Raw genomic sequence first — 15577 nt, forward strand, 5'->3', positions numbered from 1 at the left:
GATTTAAATTGAAGACCTTATAAAGAAGGGATTAAGACTCAATTTTTTCAAGCAATGCGTTCATGGGCGAATATTTAAATTGAAGACCTTATAAAGAAGGGATTAAGACCGGTTTTCGCGTACTCAATATGATAAGCATTAGAATTTAAATTGAAGACCTTATAAAGAAGGGATTAAGACGTCGTTTTGGGCAGCTTTTATAATCGTTCATTTGATTTAAATTGAAGACCTTATAAAGAAGGGATTAAGACCGAGCGATTCACACCTAGCCGAAGGAATAGATATTTAAATTGAAGACCTTATAAAGAAGGGATTAAGACTGGCTCGTTAATATCTATTATATTTCTCGATATTATTTAAATTGAAGACCTTATAAAGAAGGGATTAAGACGTAGTGGTAATACATTGCAGCAGAGAAACGACCATTTAAATTGAAGACCTTATAAAGAAGGGATTAAGACAAGACGGCTTCGATACCTTCAATTCTAGATATATTTAAATTGAAGACCTTATAAAGAAGGGATTAAGACCCTTTCTCCGGAATTGATAATTGGCTGCTCTTAAATTTAAATTGAAGACCTTATAAAGAAGGGACTAAGACATTACCAATTTTGTAAGACATCTCTGCTCTCCGAGATTTAAATTGAAGACCTTATAAAGAAGGGATTAAGACCCAAAATCCCAGTGCTGTCTTGAATGGCAGCACCATTTAAATTGAAGACCTTATAAAGAAGGGATTAAGACCTTAATTCCTCGCCTGATTCGAGCTTTGCGTATCCATTTAAATTGAAGACCTTATAAAGAAGGGATTAAGACGATTGTGCGTCTATCATGACTGCCTCCTATTGTATTTAAATTGAAGACCTTATAAAGAAGGGACTAAGACGCCGCCTTCTTCCGGGTAAGCATCGTCTGGATGGCCATTTAAATTGAAGACCTTATAAAGAAGGGATTAAGACATTACTTGAGCGAAACGGCACGCCGATAAATTTAAATTGAAGACCTTATAAAGAAGGGATTAAGACTCCAGAACCTGTAGCTCTCTTGTTGCAATATCTTTATTTAAATTGAAGACCTTATAAAGAAGGTATTAAGACGGTTGAACTTGGTATAGATGTCGATCAGGTACATGGATTTAAATTGAAGACCTTATAAAGAAGGGATTAAGACTTATTAGCAACTATCAATGCTTGATTATCGGTTAATTTAAATTGAAGACCTTATAAAGAAGGGATTAAGACTCAGGTGCGGCGGTAACTAGAACTGTAAAATTCGCATTTAAATTGAAGACCTTATAAAGAAGGGATTAAGACTTGCTGGTTGGTGGTTCATGTCTATACCTCTTTTGTATTTAAATTGAAGACCTTATAAAAAAGGGGTTATTGTTTGACGACAAGCTTGTCAACTCAGTCATTAACGCGTGAATGCAGTACTTTATCCACATGGCTAAACGGCAACTGTATCTGGCGGCGTACGATATTTCCTGTAACAGGCGACTGCGCAAGGCTCTTTATGTGCTGCGCGGTTATGCCTCGGGCGGGCAAAAGTCGGTGTTTGAATGTTTTTTGACGGCTACCGAAAAACAACAGCTGCTGGAAGACATTGCCCAGGTCATTAACCCTGAGGAGGATCGTTTTGTCGTGCTGCGTCTGGCGGGGGTTAAACACATTCGTACGCTTGGCAAAGCGGTGCTTCCTCAGGACGGTTCGTTTTTTTATGTGGGGTAGTGAATGAGCAGTTTGTATTTGGATCGCAAAAATCTCGGCATTAAATTGGAAGGGCAAGCATTGGCACTGTATGAAGACGGCGCCAGAAAGGGTTCTGTGCCGTTGCATTTGCTGGAGCGCATCGTGCTGCGAGGAAATGTGCAATTGGAAAGCAGGGTAATGGGGGCGTTGTCGGAACGCAATATCGGTTTGCTGATGTTGTCAGGCCGCCATAGCGAGGCGACGGCAATGCTGGCCGGACGGTCGCATAGCGATAGCGCTCGGCGTTTGGGGCAATATTGCACGAGTCTGAACGATGATTTGCGTCTTCCGTTGGCGCGTTGGTTGGTGTTGGTGAAGGTGCGTTCGCAGCAGCGATTATTAAAGCAGGCTATAGCGTCGAGGGCCGATTTACGCCATCCATTATTGCGCGCTATCCAAACTTTGAGTGGCATTATTGGTCAGTTGCGGGAAGACCAGTCAATGGTGACGCTAGCCAGCTTGCGGGGGTTTGAAGGTTCGGCGGCGTCGGCGTATTTTAGCGGTTTTACACAATTGTTTGCGCCGTCGTTAAATTTTACCGGCCGCAACAAGCGCCCGCCGCCCGATCCGGTCAACGCTTGTTTGTCGCTGGGTTATACCCTGCTGCATTACGATGCGGTGCGGGCTTGCCATCATGTTGGTTTGGATAGCATGTTGGGTTTTTATCATGACCTGAGTTTTGGACGTGAATCGCTGGCTTGTGATTTGATGGAACCTTTGCGGCCGGTGATGGATGGTTGGGTGTGGCAGTTGTTTCGTGAGCGGGAGCTGCGCGTCGAACATTTTAGCGATGATCAAGGCCGTTGTCTGATGAACAAGACCGGTCGGCAGCGTTTTTATGCGTTTTACGAGGCGAACGCCGCTCCGACTAGGCGTTTGCTGCGGCGTTATGGGCACGCATTGTCCAAGCGTTATCAATTGGCTTATGAGGCTCGTTAATGCGCCCCTTGTACATCAATGGCTCGCCCGGTTGCCGGGTGGTGTTGGACGAACCGGCTTTGCGGGTGTCGTTGGCTGACAAGGCAGATCAGCTATTTCCGATATCGCGGGTTTCCAGGGTGGTGTGCAAAGGCGTTGTCGAGTGGTCGATGTCGGCTCTGCTGGCTTGTGCCGATGCCGGCATTGCAGTGCTGTTTTTGGAGAAAAATGGTGAATTGCGAGCCAGGTGGCTAGGGCATGCCGGCGAGAGACAGGCGCTGACGCAGCGTTTGGTGGATTTATTGGCGCGCGCGGATGGGCCTGCGCTTTATGAAAATTGGACGCTATCGATGGAAAAGATGGCCGCCCGCAGTTTTGCTCGGCGGATCGGTTTGATCGATTGGCGGGAAGTGCCGGTGGTGAGTTTACGCCGCCAGTTGTCTGACAGTTTGGGGAGCGAAGGCCGGCATTGTGCCAATCTGTTGCAAAGTTTAGTGCATGCCGAATTGTTGCTGTGGTTGCCTGAGGCCGGGTTTGTCGGCGACGATGAGGCGCTGATCGATAATGATATGGATTTGGCCATGTTTTTGAGCCGGTTGTTGGTTTGGGATTTTTATCCGCTACTGCTGGAGGACGAGGTGACGGGTGATAAGAATGCGCAGATGCAGGCAATGGCGGTGCTGTATCAACAACGCACAGATCGATGCTATTTGCTATTTCGCAGCACGATCAATAAATTGCATCAATTTCTGTTGGCGGTGAGCTGATGGCGGACAGTCAGTTGGGCTTGTATCTGATAGCCTATGACATTGCCAATCCGAAACGCCTGGGCAGGGTGCACCGAATTTTGAAGAAAGAGGGGTTGCCTGTGCAGTATTCTGTATTTACCGTGGTGATGAAGCGACCTCGGTTGCTGCGATTATTGGATCGTATCACAGAGCAGATCGTGTGGATGGAGGATGATGTGCGTTGTTACCGGCTGCCAGAAAATACCGAGACTGTTTCCTTGGGTAAGCAGTATTTTCCCGAGGGTGTGATGTTGTTTACCGGTGGTGTTGATCGCATATTGGGAAATTGAGTGCGTAATTGGTATTTGGTAGAAACCGGCTTCTTTCTTATGGTCTTTGTTGTGGGAGCGGCTAGCAATCTTGCTTATCGACGAGACATGATTTTCGTGAAAGCGCCAAGATTAGCTGGCTGAAATCGGTTTTACCTGGGACTTTTTTGTAATTGGATGTAATAAGGTTGAGGATGAGGATTTTTCATACATCGGACTGGCATTTAGGCCATAGTCTTCGCGGCTTTGATCGTCAGTTTGAGCATCAATGTTTTCTTGATTGGTTGCTGGGCCAGATTCGCGAGCAGGATATCGATGCATTGCTAGTCACCGGCGATATTTTCGACAACGCCAATCCGTCTTCGGCATCACAAAAGCAGTTGTATCGTTTTTTGCAGGCCGCGCGCGAGACCGCGCCCCATTTGCGGGTGGTAATGATCGCCGGTAATCACGATTCGCCAAGCAGGTTGGAGGCACCATCACCGTTATTGGATTTGTTTGACACCCGTGTGGTAGGGCAGACGCTACGGAAGCAGGACGGTTCAGTGGATACGGCATCTTTGATTGTGCCGTTGCATGACCGGAACGGTGTGTTGCGGGCTTGGTGCCTGGCGGTACCGTTTCTGCGCCCGGGCGATGTGCCCAGAGTCGAGACGGATGGCGATGCCTATTTAGCTGGGGTGGAAGCCTTGTATCAGCAAGCCTTGCAAGAGGTTTTATCGAAAAGGCAAGCCGGCGAGGCCATTGTGGCGCTGGGGCATTGCCATCTAGACGGAGGGGCGGTATCACTGGAATCGGAACGGCGGATCGTGGTCGGCGGTCTGGAGTCGTTATCGGTGGCGATTTTTGATCGGCACATTGCCTACGCGGCTCTGGGCCATTTGCATTTGCCGCAAAGCGTCGGCGGCAGAGATTGGGTGCGTTATAGCGGTAGCCCATTACCGATGTCGTTTTCGGAAATCGATTATCCCCATCAAGTGGTCTGTGTTGAATTGGAAGGTGAGCAACTTAAATCCATCCAGAGCCATTACGTACCACGCATAGTTGATTTGCTCAGGATTCCCGCCAAGCCAGCGCCGTTGCCGGACGTTCTGGAAACGCTCGCGGCCTTACCGTTTGCCGAGCCAGCCTTATCCGAAGAGCGTTGGCCTTATCTGGAAGTGCGGGTGCTGTTCGATGCGCCGGAGCCTGGCGCGCGATCAGCGATCGAGTCGGTACTGGCCGGCAAACCCGTGCGGTTGGCGGGTATAGATGTCAGCTATCAGCGGGGCAATGATCCAGCCAGCACTACCGCGGACCTAGGTTTGGGAGACCTGAGCCACTTGCAGCCAGAAGATGTGCTGAAAAGGCATTATCAAAGCCAATATGGCACTGCCGTTCCTACTGAACTGTTGCAGGTTTTTCAAGAGTTATTGCTGGAGACGGAGACGCCATCATGAAAATCCTGGCGATTCGCGGTAAAAATCTGGCTTCTTTGGCCGGCGAGTTTTCGATCGATTTTCTTGAGCAGCCTTTGGCCTCGGCAGGCTTGTTTGCCATCAGCGGCCCGACCGGCTCGGGTAAATCCACCTTGCTGGATACCTTGTGTCTGGCTCTGTTCGACAAAACGCCGCGTTTGCAGCAGGCCGGCAGTAAGGGCGTGCATCTGCGTGATGTCGGCGACGAAACCCTGCCGCCGCACGATGCCCGCAATTTACTGCGGCGCGGCTCTGCGGAAGGCTATGCCGAAGTGGAATTCATTGGCAACGATCGCCAACATTACCGTTGCCGCTGGAGCGTGCGGCGGGCGCGTTTACGGGCGGACGGTAAATTGCAGGCCAGCGAAATGACGCTGTTTCGCTTGCCGGAGCTGCAAGCCATCGGCGGCAAGAAAACCGAGGTGCAGGATGCGATCATAGAAAAGCTGGGCTTGAATTTCGATCAGTTCACCCGCGCGGTGTTGTTGGCTCAAAACGAGTTCAGCGTGTTTTTGAAGGCTGGCGACGACGAACGGGCCAGTTTGCTGGAAACCTTGACCGGCACCGGCCAGTATAGCGATATTTCCAAACGCGCCTTCGAGCGGGCCAAACTGGAACGGCAAAAACTCGATGCCTTACTCCATCAACTGGCCGCCCGGCAGCCTCTTGCCGAGAATGAACGGGAGGCATTGCTCGAACAAATTCGAGTGCTGCAAGACGGCGTCAATCATGCCCAGCAGCAAAAGGCCACGATCGAGACTCATCTTAACTGGCATCAGCGCAATCAGGAACTGCAAACCGCCGAGCTGGACGCGCAAAGCCGGGTGGGGCAGGCGCAAGACGAACATCTGCAGTCGCAAGCCCGTCGCGACTATTTGAGTTTGATCGAGTCGTTACAGGCAGGGCGTCCTTTGTTAGTCGATCACGACCGATTGCACGGCGAATGCCAACGGCAACAACAGCAACTCGACGCGGCGGAAACAGCCGTGGCGACTGCGGTGGATAGTCAACAATCGACGATGCAAAAACAAAAGGCTGCCGAGCAGTATCTACAAGCGACCGAACAACGGAAAGCAGAGGCGGAGGTCGAAATAGTTAAGGCCCGTGCTTTGGATGTGGAAATCAATACCTTACTGCCCCAGCATCTCAAGCAGCAACAGGACTTGCTTCAGGCGCGTCATCAGTTGAGCGAATTGCAGGGCCAATGCAATGATGCACAACAAAAGCGGCAACAGACCGAGCTGGATTTGGTCGAGTGTTCCGCGTGGCTGGATAGCAATGCTGGTTTGGCGCGTTTGAGCGAACAGTGGCCGCGCTGGGACACGCTATTCAAACAAAGCAAGACAATTTCTCATCAACTGGATGCGGCACGGTCGCTTTGCTCGAAAAGCGAAGCCTCGTTGAGTTTGGTTCAGGAAACTGTCAAAACCGTTCAAGTTCAACTCGATGGGTTGCAGTCCAAAGTCTCGGAAGCCAATCAACGCAGGGAAACGGCTGAAAGCCACGCAAAGCCATTCGATGCCGATGCGTTGACTGCTGAGCATGGTCAACATGAGTTCCGTCTGTCGCAACTGCGCAAGGCCGACTCTTGTTGGTTGGAGCTGACAAAATTGAACTCGACGAGTGACAATCAACATCAAGCGTTGCATGCTTTGAAAGAGCAGAGACAACAGTCTCGCGAAGGATTGGAGGTTGTTATCAGCCGGTTGCCGGCACTGGTCGCCAGTCATGAGCAGGCAGCCAAAATGCTGGACCTGGCCAAACTGGCTTGTAGCGAAAACGTGGAAACGCTGCGCACTCAGCTTCAGCCCGGCTCTGAGTGCCCGGTCTGCGGTTCCACACAACATCCGTTTGCCAGTGAAGCACACCCGTTGCGCGAGGAATTGAAAGCGTTGGAAACGGAAGTTCAAGCCTGCCTGCAACGCCGCAAACAAGCGGAGCAGGAGAAAGACCGTTTGAACTTGGATATCCAACAGATCGACAAGCAAGCGGAGGCGGCTAGTGGAGCGCTGGAGACACTGGCCACGCAAATCGCCGAACAACGAAAGCTTTGGGATGTTCATGCAGAGTCATTGGGCTGTTCATCAATGGCTGACGAGTCGATTACGCCTTGGCTCATTCAGCAAACCAAGGCGGAAGAGCAGGCGCAGCGCGTTGTATCGGATCGCTTAAAAGCCATGGGCTCGGCATTCTCGGCAAGGGACCAAGCCCGGCAGGCATTGGAGGAGATCATCCAACAGCAGTATGGGTTTCAGCAGCAACTGGATCGCGCCAAGGCGGACCAGCAAACTGCCCAAATTGCGCTAGATAACGCCAAAGAAAAACAGAAAGCCCTGGCCAAGCAATTGGAACAACAGATGGATGAGTTGGATGCCGCTTTTGAAGGCTCTATCTGGCGGCAGGACTGGTTGGCTGATGCGGAGAGCTTTTATCAGCGCTATCTACAACAAGCGCAAGATTGGCGGACTCGGCAAGTTCAGCGCGAGCAATTAACCAATCAACTGGCGATTCAGCAAACCAGCTTGGCCGGCTTGCGGAGCAGTGTCGCACAAACTGAAACGCATCTGGATGCCGCGGCTGATTCATTCGGAGGCATTGATGCCGAACTGAGCAACAAACAGCAGCAGCGCCAAGCCATTTTGAATGGCCGTTCGGTAACGGAAGTGGATGCCGAGTTGGCGAAAGCGCTGAATGAGGCCAAAGTCGCGTTGCAGGCGGCGATAACAGCCGCGCATGCGGCGACGACGCAAGCGGCGACGGCGCAGGAAACCGTCAGCCAGCTACGGAACATCCTGGTCGCTCGCCAAGCACAATCGGCAACGGCAGAACTACAGCTGACGCAATGGTTACAGGGATTCGCCTTGTTCAGGCCAGAACTGCCACCTTTATCGCTGCTTGATTTGCGCCAGCATTTGCAGCACGATGCCGACTGGCTGACGCGGGAGCGGCAGGTTCTGCAACAGTTGGACCAAACATTGGCACAAGCTCAAACCGTGCTTAACGAACGTCGGCAGCAATGCGAAAAGCATTTACATGCGCGAAGCTCGTTGGAGAGTCGGGACAGCCTGGAAACGCAATTACTGGCGCTATCGGTCCAGCTTGAGGAGTTGGCTCGGCAACACGGTGAACTAAATCTGCAACGACGAATGGACGACGAGCGCTTGCAAGCCAGTGCGGGCTTGCAAGTGCAGATCACTTCGCAAACCGCCGTCAACAACACCTGGGCCAAGTTGAGCAGCATTATCGGTTCTGCCGACGGCAAACGTTTCCGTAACATCGCGCAACAACTAACGCTGGATATTTTGCTGGGCTATGCCAACCAGCATTTGAAAGACCTCAGCCGGCGTTATCGCTTGGAACGCGTAGGCGACACCTTGGCGCTGCAGGTAGTGGATCAGGACATGGGCGATGAAATCCGTTCGGTACATTCTCTGTCGGGTGGTGAATCGTTTCTGCTATCGCTGGCATTGGCGTTGGGGCTCGCGTCGCTATCTTCAAACCGCGTCTGCGTCGAATCTCTGTTCATCGACGAAGGTTTTGGCAGTCTGGATGCGGAGACACTTCGAGTGGCGATGGATGCGCTGGATAGTTTGCAATCCTTGGGTCGCAAAGTCGGTGTCATTTCCCACGTCCAGGAAATGACCGAGCGCATTGGCACCCGGATTGAAGTCAAGCGGGTCGGTAGCGGCTTGGGTAAAGTTAGTGTTTGTTAAAGCGTGACGGTTTTTGTACGTGGTTATCAATTCATTACAAACCTGGTTGGATCATATGTGGCCGATAGCGTCAAAGAGGGTGTAATACCGTTAGACTAGAAGCCAACGATGTAAAACGGCTTTCAATATTTTTCCACTATTCTGTACCGTTTTTCCGGTCAATAAAAATAACGTATGCCACCCTTGGCGCTTTTCTGCATTCATTTTGAGTGGCATGAATTAAGTGGTAATTAATCGTGTATTGTTCACCGAAAGTTACCAAATCCCGGGAAAGAGGCGATAGCGGGTACTTTTAAGATAATCCCGATAGCCCTTGAGGTCTCTCGCCAATATGCTTTCTTCGTTCCGAATCCTCGCTACCAGGATTGGAATGATGAACACCGCAGGCAATAGAGCCCAGTACGAGCCCAAAGCCAGAGGCGTTGCCAGATAGACCAATATTCCGCCGAAATACATCGGATGACGAACCATGGCATAAGGGCCGGTGGATATCACGCGCTGATCCGACTCCACTTCGACGACGCGAGACGCGTAGGGATTCTCTCTGAATACCCAAAAAATTACGCAATACCCCATCAGGACGATGATATCTGCAATGGCCACCAAGACCGTGGGTACATCGGACGCTGTAGAGCGTTGATCGAAACCTGGCGTCAGGAAGGTGACCACGAACCAAAACCAAGCAAAGCCTATAATCCATCGCTGTTGCGGCTCTTTCTCGCGCATCCTCATACGTCGTTCCAGCAACCCCGGGCTGTTTTTGAGCAAGTACTGCACAATCAACGATGTGGTAATGAGCATGATGGCCAGGTAGACCCACGCTTCCCAATATCGTACCGTCCCGGCGGATAGGAAGAGCATCGCCGATATCACCAGGAATGCTAGCCAGAGTAGCACATAGGCCGTTCTGCCCAGCTTTTGCTGTGCTAATCGCTCATTATTCATTAGCCGTGGATTCTGAAAAATACATGCCCCACTTCGTGGGGATTAACTTCTGCCCTAAGCAAAAGGCCGTTTGCGGTTTATGAGGGAGATTCCTTTAATCCATCAGAGTCAATAGTCATTGCGGTCGCGATGAAATCTCTGATGTTGAGAATCTCCATATCCTCCACGATAACCTTAATAATTTCCACTGCTATTAGGGTGGAAATCCGTTACCCAAACAGATCTCTCCGAAACCGTGGTCAAGCAAACGGTATCGGCCAACGCACGCCGGCATGAACTTGAGCGGCAAAACCTTGACCTTGCGCCTGATCAAAGTCGTCTTGCCCACCGCGTGCCACACGATCAAGTGGTGGAACTGATTTCTCTTTGCGCCGGGACACTCGAACGTAAACGACCCGATCGAAAAGCACCCAGACCCAAAAACCGTATCGCCCCCAAACCCAAACGGCAGTGTCGATGAGGCTTAACTTAAGGAAGCTCTGAATAAGTAGGTTTTATGGTTGACACCGTACGACCAGCCGAGGCTCTTCGGCGAAAATAGGCAAATTCTTCCCGGCAGCGCCCGCTATTGGGGTGGTTTCGCCCAGTGTTCCCGGTTTTCCAGGACACGGGACGCACTATCCCCTAGGTCGGTCTCATTGCCTGCCTAACGTGATAAAGGTTGCCCAGGGCAAACAGCAGATAGAGTTGCTGCCCGTTCTTGAACAGGCCCCGATAACGCACCTTGGTATAGCCGAATTGGCGCTTGACGATCCGGAACGGATGCTCGACCGCTGCTCGCAAAGGGGCCAGCATGCGGTTGTAGAGCGCTTGCTCAGCAGGCAAGTCTCGCCCTTCTTGCGCTTGAACGGAAACGCCCAGACCGGCTCTCCCTCCTGGAGATCCGCCTCCAGATTGCGTTCCTTGCGACTATAGGCCCGATCGCCCAGAACGATCCGTTCCTCGCCGTGCAACAAGGCATCCGTCATGACGCCATCCGCGACCTTCGCCGTGGTAACCTCCAGCGTATGCACCAGGCCCGATTCGGCATCGACCCCGATATGCGCCTTCATCCCAAAGTGATAGTTGTTACCTTTCTTGGTCGAACTCATCTCTTTATCCCGCTTCCGTTCCCGGTTCTTGGTGGACGGCGGCGCCGCAATCAAGGTGGCATCGACGATCGTCCCTTGCCGCAGCAACAAGCCTTTTTCGGCCAACAGCGCCGCTGTTTCATCAAATAGGGTTTGCGCCAACTGATGGCTTTCCAACAGACGCCGGAACTTGAGGATCGTCGTCTCGTCCGGCATGGCGTCCTCTCCGGCATCAAGCCCGGCAAACTCGCGCAGCATCGGTATATCGTGCAATGCCTCCTCCATCGCCGGATCGGAATAGCCGAACCACTGCTGCATCAGGTGGATACGCAGCATCGTCGCCAACGGAAACGGGCGCCGGCCTCGGCCAGCCGTCGGGTAGTGCGGCACAATGCGGCTCTCCCATAAGGCCCAGGGCACCACCTGTTCCATCTCCTGGAGAAATTGTTGCCGTCGAGTCTGCTTCGGTTTCTTCACAAACAGAGGGGCACTGAGTCCGAGTTGTTTCATTGGAGGGCACCTATCGAATATGGCGGGCTGAGGATATTTTATCGCAGGCATAGGACTTATTCAGAGTTTCCTTAACGGCATTGCGGCTATGCGGGGGGCGTCATGCACCGCTCCACTACCGTTACGCTTCCTGTACTCCTTCGCTGGTTAACACTGTCAATGCAATTGGTGAAGTTCCAGCCGGCGTAATTTGGGCGCCAACTTTGCAGTTGCAGGCACCACAATCAATGTCATCAAGCCACCGAAAATCACTGATGGCATCAACCCCAGCAGGCGTGCCGCAACACCCGATTCAAATGCCCCTAGTTCGTTCGATGATCCAATAAAGATGCCGTTTATCGCGGAAACTTGTCCGTGCATAGTATCGGGTGTCGCCAGTTGCAAGATGGTCGTGCGCATCACCACGGACACCCCATCGCAAACGCCGGAGACCATCAAGAATAGTGCGCCAACCCAAAAATTCATGGCTAAAGCAAAGCCGATAATGCAGATACCGAATCCCGCTACCGTCGCCAACAGCCAACGTCCGGCATGTAAATTGATTGGGAAGCGCGCGAGCAATAATCCCGTCATCAGGCACCGATGGCCGGAGCGGCGCGAAGAATTCCAAGTCCCTCAGGACCATAATGATAGACGTCGTGAATGAAAGCCGGCAGCATGGCCACCGCACCGCCAAACAAAACGGCAAACATATCTAAAGTTTGTATGAAGACGGCAACATCGTTCGCAAAATTGCCTAGCTGCTCTTTTTTATTGCGAATTCCTTTTGATTAACCATTTTTCTTTTGTAGAGAATGGGTAAATTCTTTTGCCGCAGTAACAAAGTCTGAAGGCATCAAGACTATCGTCGTCGTATTATTCTCCGCGCCCACTTCGGTAATCATTTGCATTCTGCGCAGTTCCAGCGCCGATGGATTTTCTGAAATGATTTTTGCGGCATCATTCAGTTTTTGTGAAGCTTCTTGCTCTGCTTCCGCCTTGATGATTCGGGAGCGTTTTTCGCGGATTGCTTCAGCCTCTTTGGCCATGGCTCGTTGCATGGTTTGGGGAATTTCAACGTCCTTCATTTCGACAAATTCCACTGTTAGCCCCCAAGAGTCCGTGATTTGATCGACGATCTCGCGAACCGCATGGTTTATTTTGTCCCTTTCTCGTAGTACCTCGTCAAGAATATGTTGGCCGATCACATTCCGCAAAGTTGTTAGAGCGGCCTGGTAGGTTGCATATTGATAGTCTTTTACCGAAATCACCGCTTTAGAAGGATCGTGAACCTTGTAGTACAAAACCGCATTGACTTTAACTGTTACACTGTCCCGGGTGACGGTTTCCTGCGATTCGATATCGACGGTCGAAGTTCTAATATCGATTCGCACTTTTTGATCAACCAGCGGTATTATCCAGTACAGCCCCGGGCCTTTAATTCCGGAATATCTACCCAGCCGGAATATGACCCCTCGCTGGTATTCACGGTCTATCCTGAAGCCGGAGAGAACGATTAAAAAAACGATCACTGCAAAAATTTCGATGCAGGAAATGTCGATCATATGCTTTCAAAAATCATCACAAGTTGCATGGCGAAAACGCCCTCAAGGACCAACGTTTGTTCTACCGAGGGCAGGTTGGAATCTGCCGGGCTGGTTGAGGGGATTGGCGGCTGTGCTTCATTTTTCTCGCCTTGTCCATAGGTTGCTGTCGAAAGCAGGCTCCCGACAGCGAGAAGAAGGATGACAACGCGGAGAATGTGTGATTTGAAGCTTTGTGTGGCCATGATTGCCCCCGGTGTTGAAATAAAACTAATGACTATACGATCGGAGTGTCGTTCAATGATTCTATGAGTATTATCTTTATCCGTAATGGCTATTAACAAGTTGCAGTTGGAAGAAATACCAGCTGATGTGTGACGCATAGCTTGAGTAGTCGATTAGGAATTTGATTTTCCCAGAATTGCCTTTGGAGCACTGGCTCAGGTTAGCTGAGATGAAATACAATGGATGTTCAAATTTAAAGACATCGTGATCGGTTCTTGGTTGCTAAACCTTAACGCCGATACCCTTCAGGACGGTCTCGCGCTAGCGAAGTTTGACGGTGGAATTTCAGATTCCAGCGAAGGATGCTAATTGACCATGACCGCGGTCGATGAGGGGGGGCGGCGCAGATGGTCAGTGCGGAGCCCTTCGGGTGTTTTGAGTTTCGGGACCGCAGACGGCAGCCGACTACGCCGATCGCCTTCTCTCCGCCAAGACAGCAGTTTAGTGGATATGATGTGAAGAATGGAGATAGTTGAGATGAACAAGACCAACGGCGGCGCGGCGCGGTCCGACGCTCTAGTGCTTTTCGGTGTGACGGGCGATCTGGCGTACAAGAAAATCTTTCCGGCACTCTACGCGATGACGAAGCGTGGTGCCTTCAATGCCCCGGTGGTCGGCGTTGCCGCTCCGAAGTGGAGCACAGATCAACTGCGTCAACGGGCGATGGATAGCATAAAGAAATCCGGCAAGATCGATGACCAAGGCGCACTAGACCATCTGCTCTCCCTGCTCAGTTACGTGTGCGGTGACTATAACGACCGAGATACCTTCACGGCGATAAAAAATGCTCTGGGTAGTGCCAGGAGCCCGGCGCACTACCTCGCCATACCTCCCTCGCTGTTCGCGACGGTCATCCAGGGACTCGGCGCAGCGGGCTTGGATGACCAAGCGCGCGTCATCGTCGAAAAGCCGTTCGGTCGCGACCTGGCCTCTGCACGCGAGCTAAACCGTATCGCGCATTCGGTATTTCCAGAGGACTCGATCTTTCGTATCGACCACTATCTCGGCAAGGAGGCGATCATGAATATCCTTTATTTTCGCTTCGCCAATTCGTTTCTGGAGCCGATTTGGAACCGCAACTGCGTGGCCAGCGTCCAGATCACGCTGGCCGAGGATTTCGGCGTAGAGGGTCGCGGCGCGTTTTACGAGACAGCCGGATGTCTGCGCGACGTCATTCAGAACCACCTGTTCCAGATCGTCGCGTTGCTGGGCATGGAGCCGCCAGCCTATCAGGGCTTTGGCGCCGTGCATGCCGAAAAAGCCAAGGTGTTCCAAGCCATGCGTCCGCTACAGCCGGACGATGTGGCGCGTGGCCAGTACGCGGGCTACCGGAAGGAACCCGGCGTAGCGAAAGACTCTGATGTGGAGACGTTCTGCGCCCTGAGGCTGTTCATCGACTCATGGCGTTGGCATGGGGTGCCGTGGTACTTGCGCTCTGGCAAGTTTTTGGCTGAAACCGCGGCGGAGGTGCTGGTGGAACTGAAACCGCCACCTCAAAGACTGTTCGACGATTCAGCGCCGGCAGCGGGACGAGCCAATTATCTGCGCTTCCGGCTCTCCCCCAACTCCGCCATTGCTCTCGCCGCTCGCGTCAAGCGCGCAGGGAAGGAGTTCATCGGCGACCAACGAGAGCTCTACTTGGTTGAAGAGCAACTGGGAGAGCAAGCGCCCTACGAACGGTTGTTGGGAGATGCCATGACTGGCGACGGCGCACTCTTCACCCGTGAGGACGCGATTGAGGCAGCCTGGGCAGTGGTCGACCCCGTCCTTAATACGCCCCGCCGGGTTTGCCCTTACAAACGCGGCAGCTGGGGCCCAAAAAAGGCTGACGCGCTCATCGCAGCGGACGGCCGCTGGCACAATCCCGAACCAACAGAGGCAAAAGATGGCAGCGCCGAATAAGGTGATTTTTCTGTTGGATGTTTATAACATACCTGAGGCATGTTAACTGGCGTTGAAAATTTTACAATAATTGGCGTGATGGGAATTATATAAGTCCATTCTAGAACAAACACTTGACTAATAGGATGGAAAAATGAACGCCACTTTTGTTCAAAAGCTGGCAAAACTTCAACGCCCTTTTGCAGCCCAAAACAAGCTTTCGCAAAAATAGCGGCACTATCAATTTTCAACTCACGGATCGAGAACATAAAGTTTGAACTTTTACCTTAAAGATTCTATCTTATTTTCCGTAAATAAGGGGGCGACCTGGCTTCGACGTGGGTAGCAAAGCCTTAAGTGCATGCCGAGGACTGTACACCTCGTAAAACCTACAGAAAAAAAGTATTCGCAAACGACGAAAACTACTCAATGGCTCTCGCTGCCTAAAAACAGCCTCCATTCCTCTGACT

The 15577-nt window shown here is 51.6% G+C and carries 12 protein-coding genes, 1 other RNA gene and 1 CRISPR repeat array; of the genes, 8 read left to right on the forward strand and 5 right to left on the reverse strand.

Going from position 1 to position 15577, the window contains the following annotated elements:
• Position 1: 1 nt before the first annotated feature.
• Positions 2–1386: a CRISPR direct-repeat array (repeat unit 37 nt; unit sequence ATTTAAATTGAAGACCTTATAAAGAAGGGATTAAGAC).
• A 38-nt stretch (positions 1387–1424) separates the two neighbouring features.
• The 6 genes from cas2 (U2W12_RS00680) to U2W12_RS00705 all read left to right on the forward strand — a co-directional run bounded on the left by cas2 (U2W12_RS00680) (position 1425) and on the right by U2W12_RS00705 (position 8893).
• Positions 1425–1727, forward strand: a complete 303-nt coding sequence (cas2, locus tag U2W12_RS00680) for a CRISPR-associated endonuclease Cas2 (protein ID WP_326498751.1) — start codon at positions 1425–1427, stop codon at positions 1725–1727.
• Between the two features lie 3 nt (positions 1728–1730).
• Positions 1731–2687 carry a CRISPR-associated endonuclease Cas1 gene (gene cas1, locus U2W12_RS00685; protein WP_326498752.1) on the forward strand — a complete coding sequence of 319 codons (957 nt, stop codon included), beginning with the start codon at positions 1731–1733 and terminating at the stop codon, positions 2685–2687.
• On the forward strand, positions 2687–3433 hold the full coding sequence (locus U2W12_RS00690; protein WP_326498753.1) for a CRISPR-associated endonuclease Cas1: 747 nt from the start codon (positions 2687–2689) through the stop codon (positions 3431–3433). Before cas1 ends, U2W12_RS00690 begins: the two co-directional genes overlap by 1 nt.
• Positions 3433–3744 carry a CRISPR-associated endonuclease Cas2 gene (gene cas2 / locus U2W12_RS00695; protein WP_326498754.1) on the forward strand — a complete coding sequence of 104 codons (312 nt, stop codon included), beginning with the start codon at positions 3433–3435 and terminating at the stop codon, positions 3742–3744. Before U2W12_RS00690 ends, cas2 (U2W12_RS00695) begins: the two co-directional genes overlap by 1 nt.
• A gap of 173 nt (positions 3745–3917) precedes the next feature.
• Positions 3918–5162 carry an exonuclease SbcCD subunit D C-terminal domain-containing protein gene (locus U2W12_RS00700; RefSeq protein WP_326498755.1) on the forward strand — a complete coding sequence of 415 codons (1245 nt, stop codon included), beginning with the start codon at positions 3918–3920 and terminating at the stop codon, positions 5160–5162.
• On the forward strand, positions 5159–8893 hold the full coding sequence (locus U2W12_RS00705) for an AAA family ATPase (RefSeq protein ID WP_326498756.1): 3735 nt from the start codon (positions 5159–5161) through the stop codon (positions 8891–8893). Before U2W12_RS00700 ends, U2W12_RS00705 begins: the two co-directional genes overlap by 4 nt.
• 255 nt (positions 8894–9148) lie before the next feature.
• Here the strand turns inward: U2W12_RS00705 and U2W12_RS00710 are convergent, their stop codons facing one another.
• From U2W12_RS00710 to U2W12_RS00730, 5 genes are all read right to left on the reverse strand, one after another.
• Entirely contained in the window at positions 9149–9838 is a 690-nt protein-coding gene (locus U2W12_RS00710) for an isoprenylcysteine carboxylmethyltransferase family protein (RefSeq protein WP_326498757.1), read from the reverse strand.
• 624 nt (positions 9839–10462) lie between these two features.
• A protein-coding gene (locus U2W12_RS00715) for an IS5 family transposase (protein ID WP_326498758.1) occupies positions 10463–11418 on the reverse strand; the annotation gives its coding sequence in 2 pieces (ribosomal slippage) (positions 10463–10695 and positions 10695–11418; 957 coding nt in all).
• A gap of 156 nt (positions 11419–11574) precedes the next feature.
• Complete coding sequence (locus U2W12_RS00720) at positions 11575–11991, reverse strand: hypothetical protein (RefSeq protein ID WP_326498759.1); 417 nt, start codon at positions 11989–11991, stop codon at positions 11575–11577.
• A 197-nt stretch (positions 11992–12188) separates the two neighbouring features.
• Entirely contained in the window at positions 12189–12962 is a 774-nt protein-coding gene (locus U2W12_RS00725; RefSeq protein ID WP_326498760.1) for a slipin family protein, read from the reverse strand.
• Positions 12959–13324, reverse strand: coding sequence for a hypothetical protein (locus U2W12_RS00730; protein ID WP_326498761.1), 366 nt, complete (start codon positions 13322–13324; stop codon positions 12959–12961). The genes U2W12_RS00725 and U2W12_RS00730 overlap by 4 nt, the downstream gene beginning before the upstream one ends.
• Positions 13325–13703: 379 nt before the next feature.
• Here U2W12_RS00730 and zwf point away from each other — a divergent pair, with 379 nt between their 5' ends.
• Both zwf and ssrA read left to right on the forward strand, forming a co-directional pair.
• Entirely contained in the window at positions 13704–15128 is a 1425-nt protein-coding gene (gene zwf / locus U2W12_RS00735) for a glucose-6-phosphate dehydrogenase (RefSeq protein WP_326498762.1), read from the forward strand.
• Positions 15129–15425: 297 nt separating this feature from the next.
• Positions 15426–15577: a transfer-messenger RNA gene (gene ssrA, locus U2W12_RS00740) on the forward strand; the annotation flags it as partial.

Source organism: Methylomicrobium sp. Wu6 (assembly GCF_035916875.1).
Lineage (GTDB): Bacteria > Pseudomonadota > Gammaproteobacteria > Methylococcales > Methylomonadaceae > Methylomicrobium.

Bases quoted from the DNA above. Each gene is read 5' to 3' on its own strand.
- U2W12_RS00700 (WP_326498755.1), top strand. From the start codon at position 3,918: ATGAGGATTTTTCATACATCGGACTGGCATTTAGGCCATAGTCTTCGC.
- U2W12_RS00725 (WP_326498760.1), bottom strand. From the start codon at position 12,962: ATGATCGACATTTCCTGCATCGAAATTTTTGCAGTGATCGTTTTTTTA.
- U2W12_RS00730 (WP_326498761.1), bottom strand. From the start codon at position 13,324: ATGCGTCACACATCAGCTGGTATTTCTTCCAACTGCAACTTGTTAATA.
- U2W12_RS00705 (WP_326498756.1), top strand. From the start codon at position 5,159: ATGAAAATCCTGGCGATTCGCGGTAAAAATCTGGCTTCTTTGGCCGGC.
- U2W12_RS00690 (WP_326498753.1), top strand. From the start codon at position 2,687: ATGCGCCCCTTGTACATCAATGGCTCGCCCGGTTGCCGGGTGGTGTTG.
- cas2 (WP_326498751.1), top strand. From the start codon at position 1,425: ATGCAGTACTTTATCCACATGGCTAAACGGCAACTGTATCTGGCGGCG.
- cas2 (WP_326498754.1), top strand. From the start codon at position 3,433: ATGGCGGACAGTCAGTTGGGCTTGTATCTGATAGCCTATGACATTGCC.
- cas1 (WP_326498752.1), top strand. From the start codon at position 1,731: ATGAGCAGTTTGTATTTGGATCGCAAAAATCTCGGCATTAAATTGGAA.
- zwf (WP_326498762.1), top strand. From the start codon at position 13,704: ATGAACAAGACCAACGGCGGCGCGGCGCGGTCCGACGCTCTAGTGCTT.
- U2W12_RS00710 (WP_326498757.1), bottom strand. From the start codon at position 9,838: ATGAATAATGAGCGATTAGCACAGCAAAAGCTGGGCAGAACGGCCTAT.
- U2W12_RS00720 (WP_326498759.1), bottom strand. From the start codon at position 11,991: ATGACGGGATTATTGCTCGCGCGCTTCCCAATCAATTTACATGCCGGA.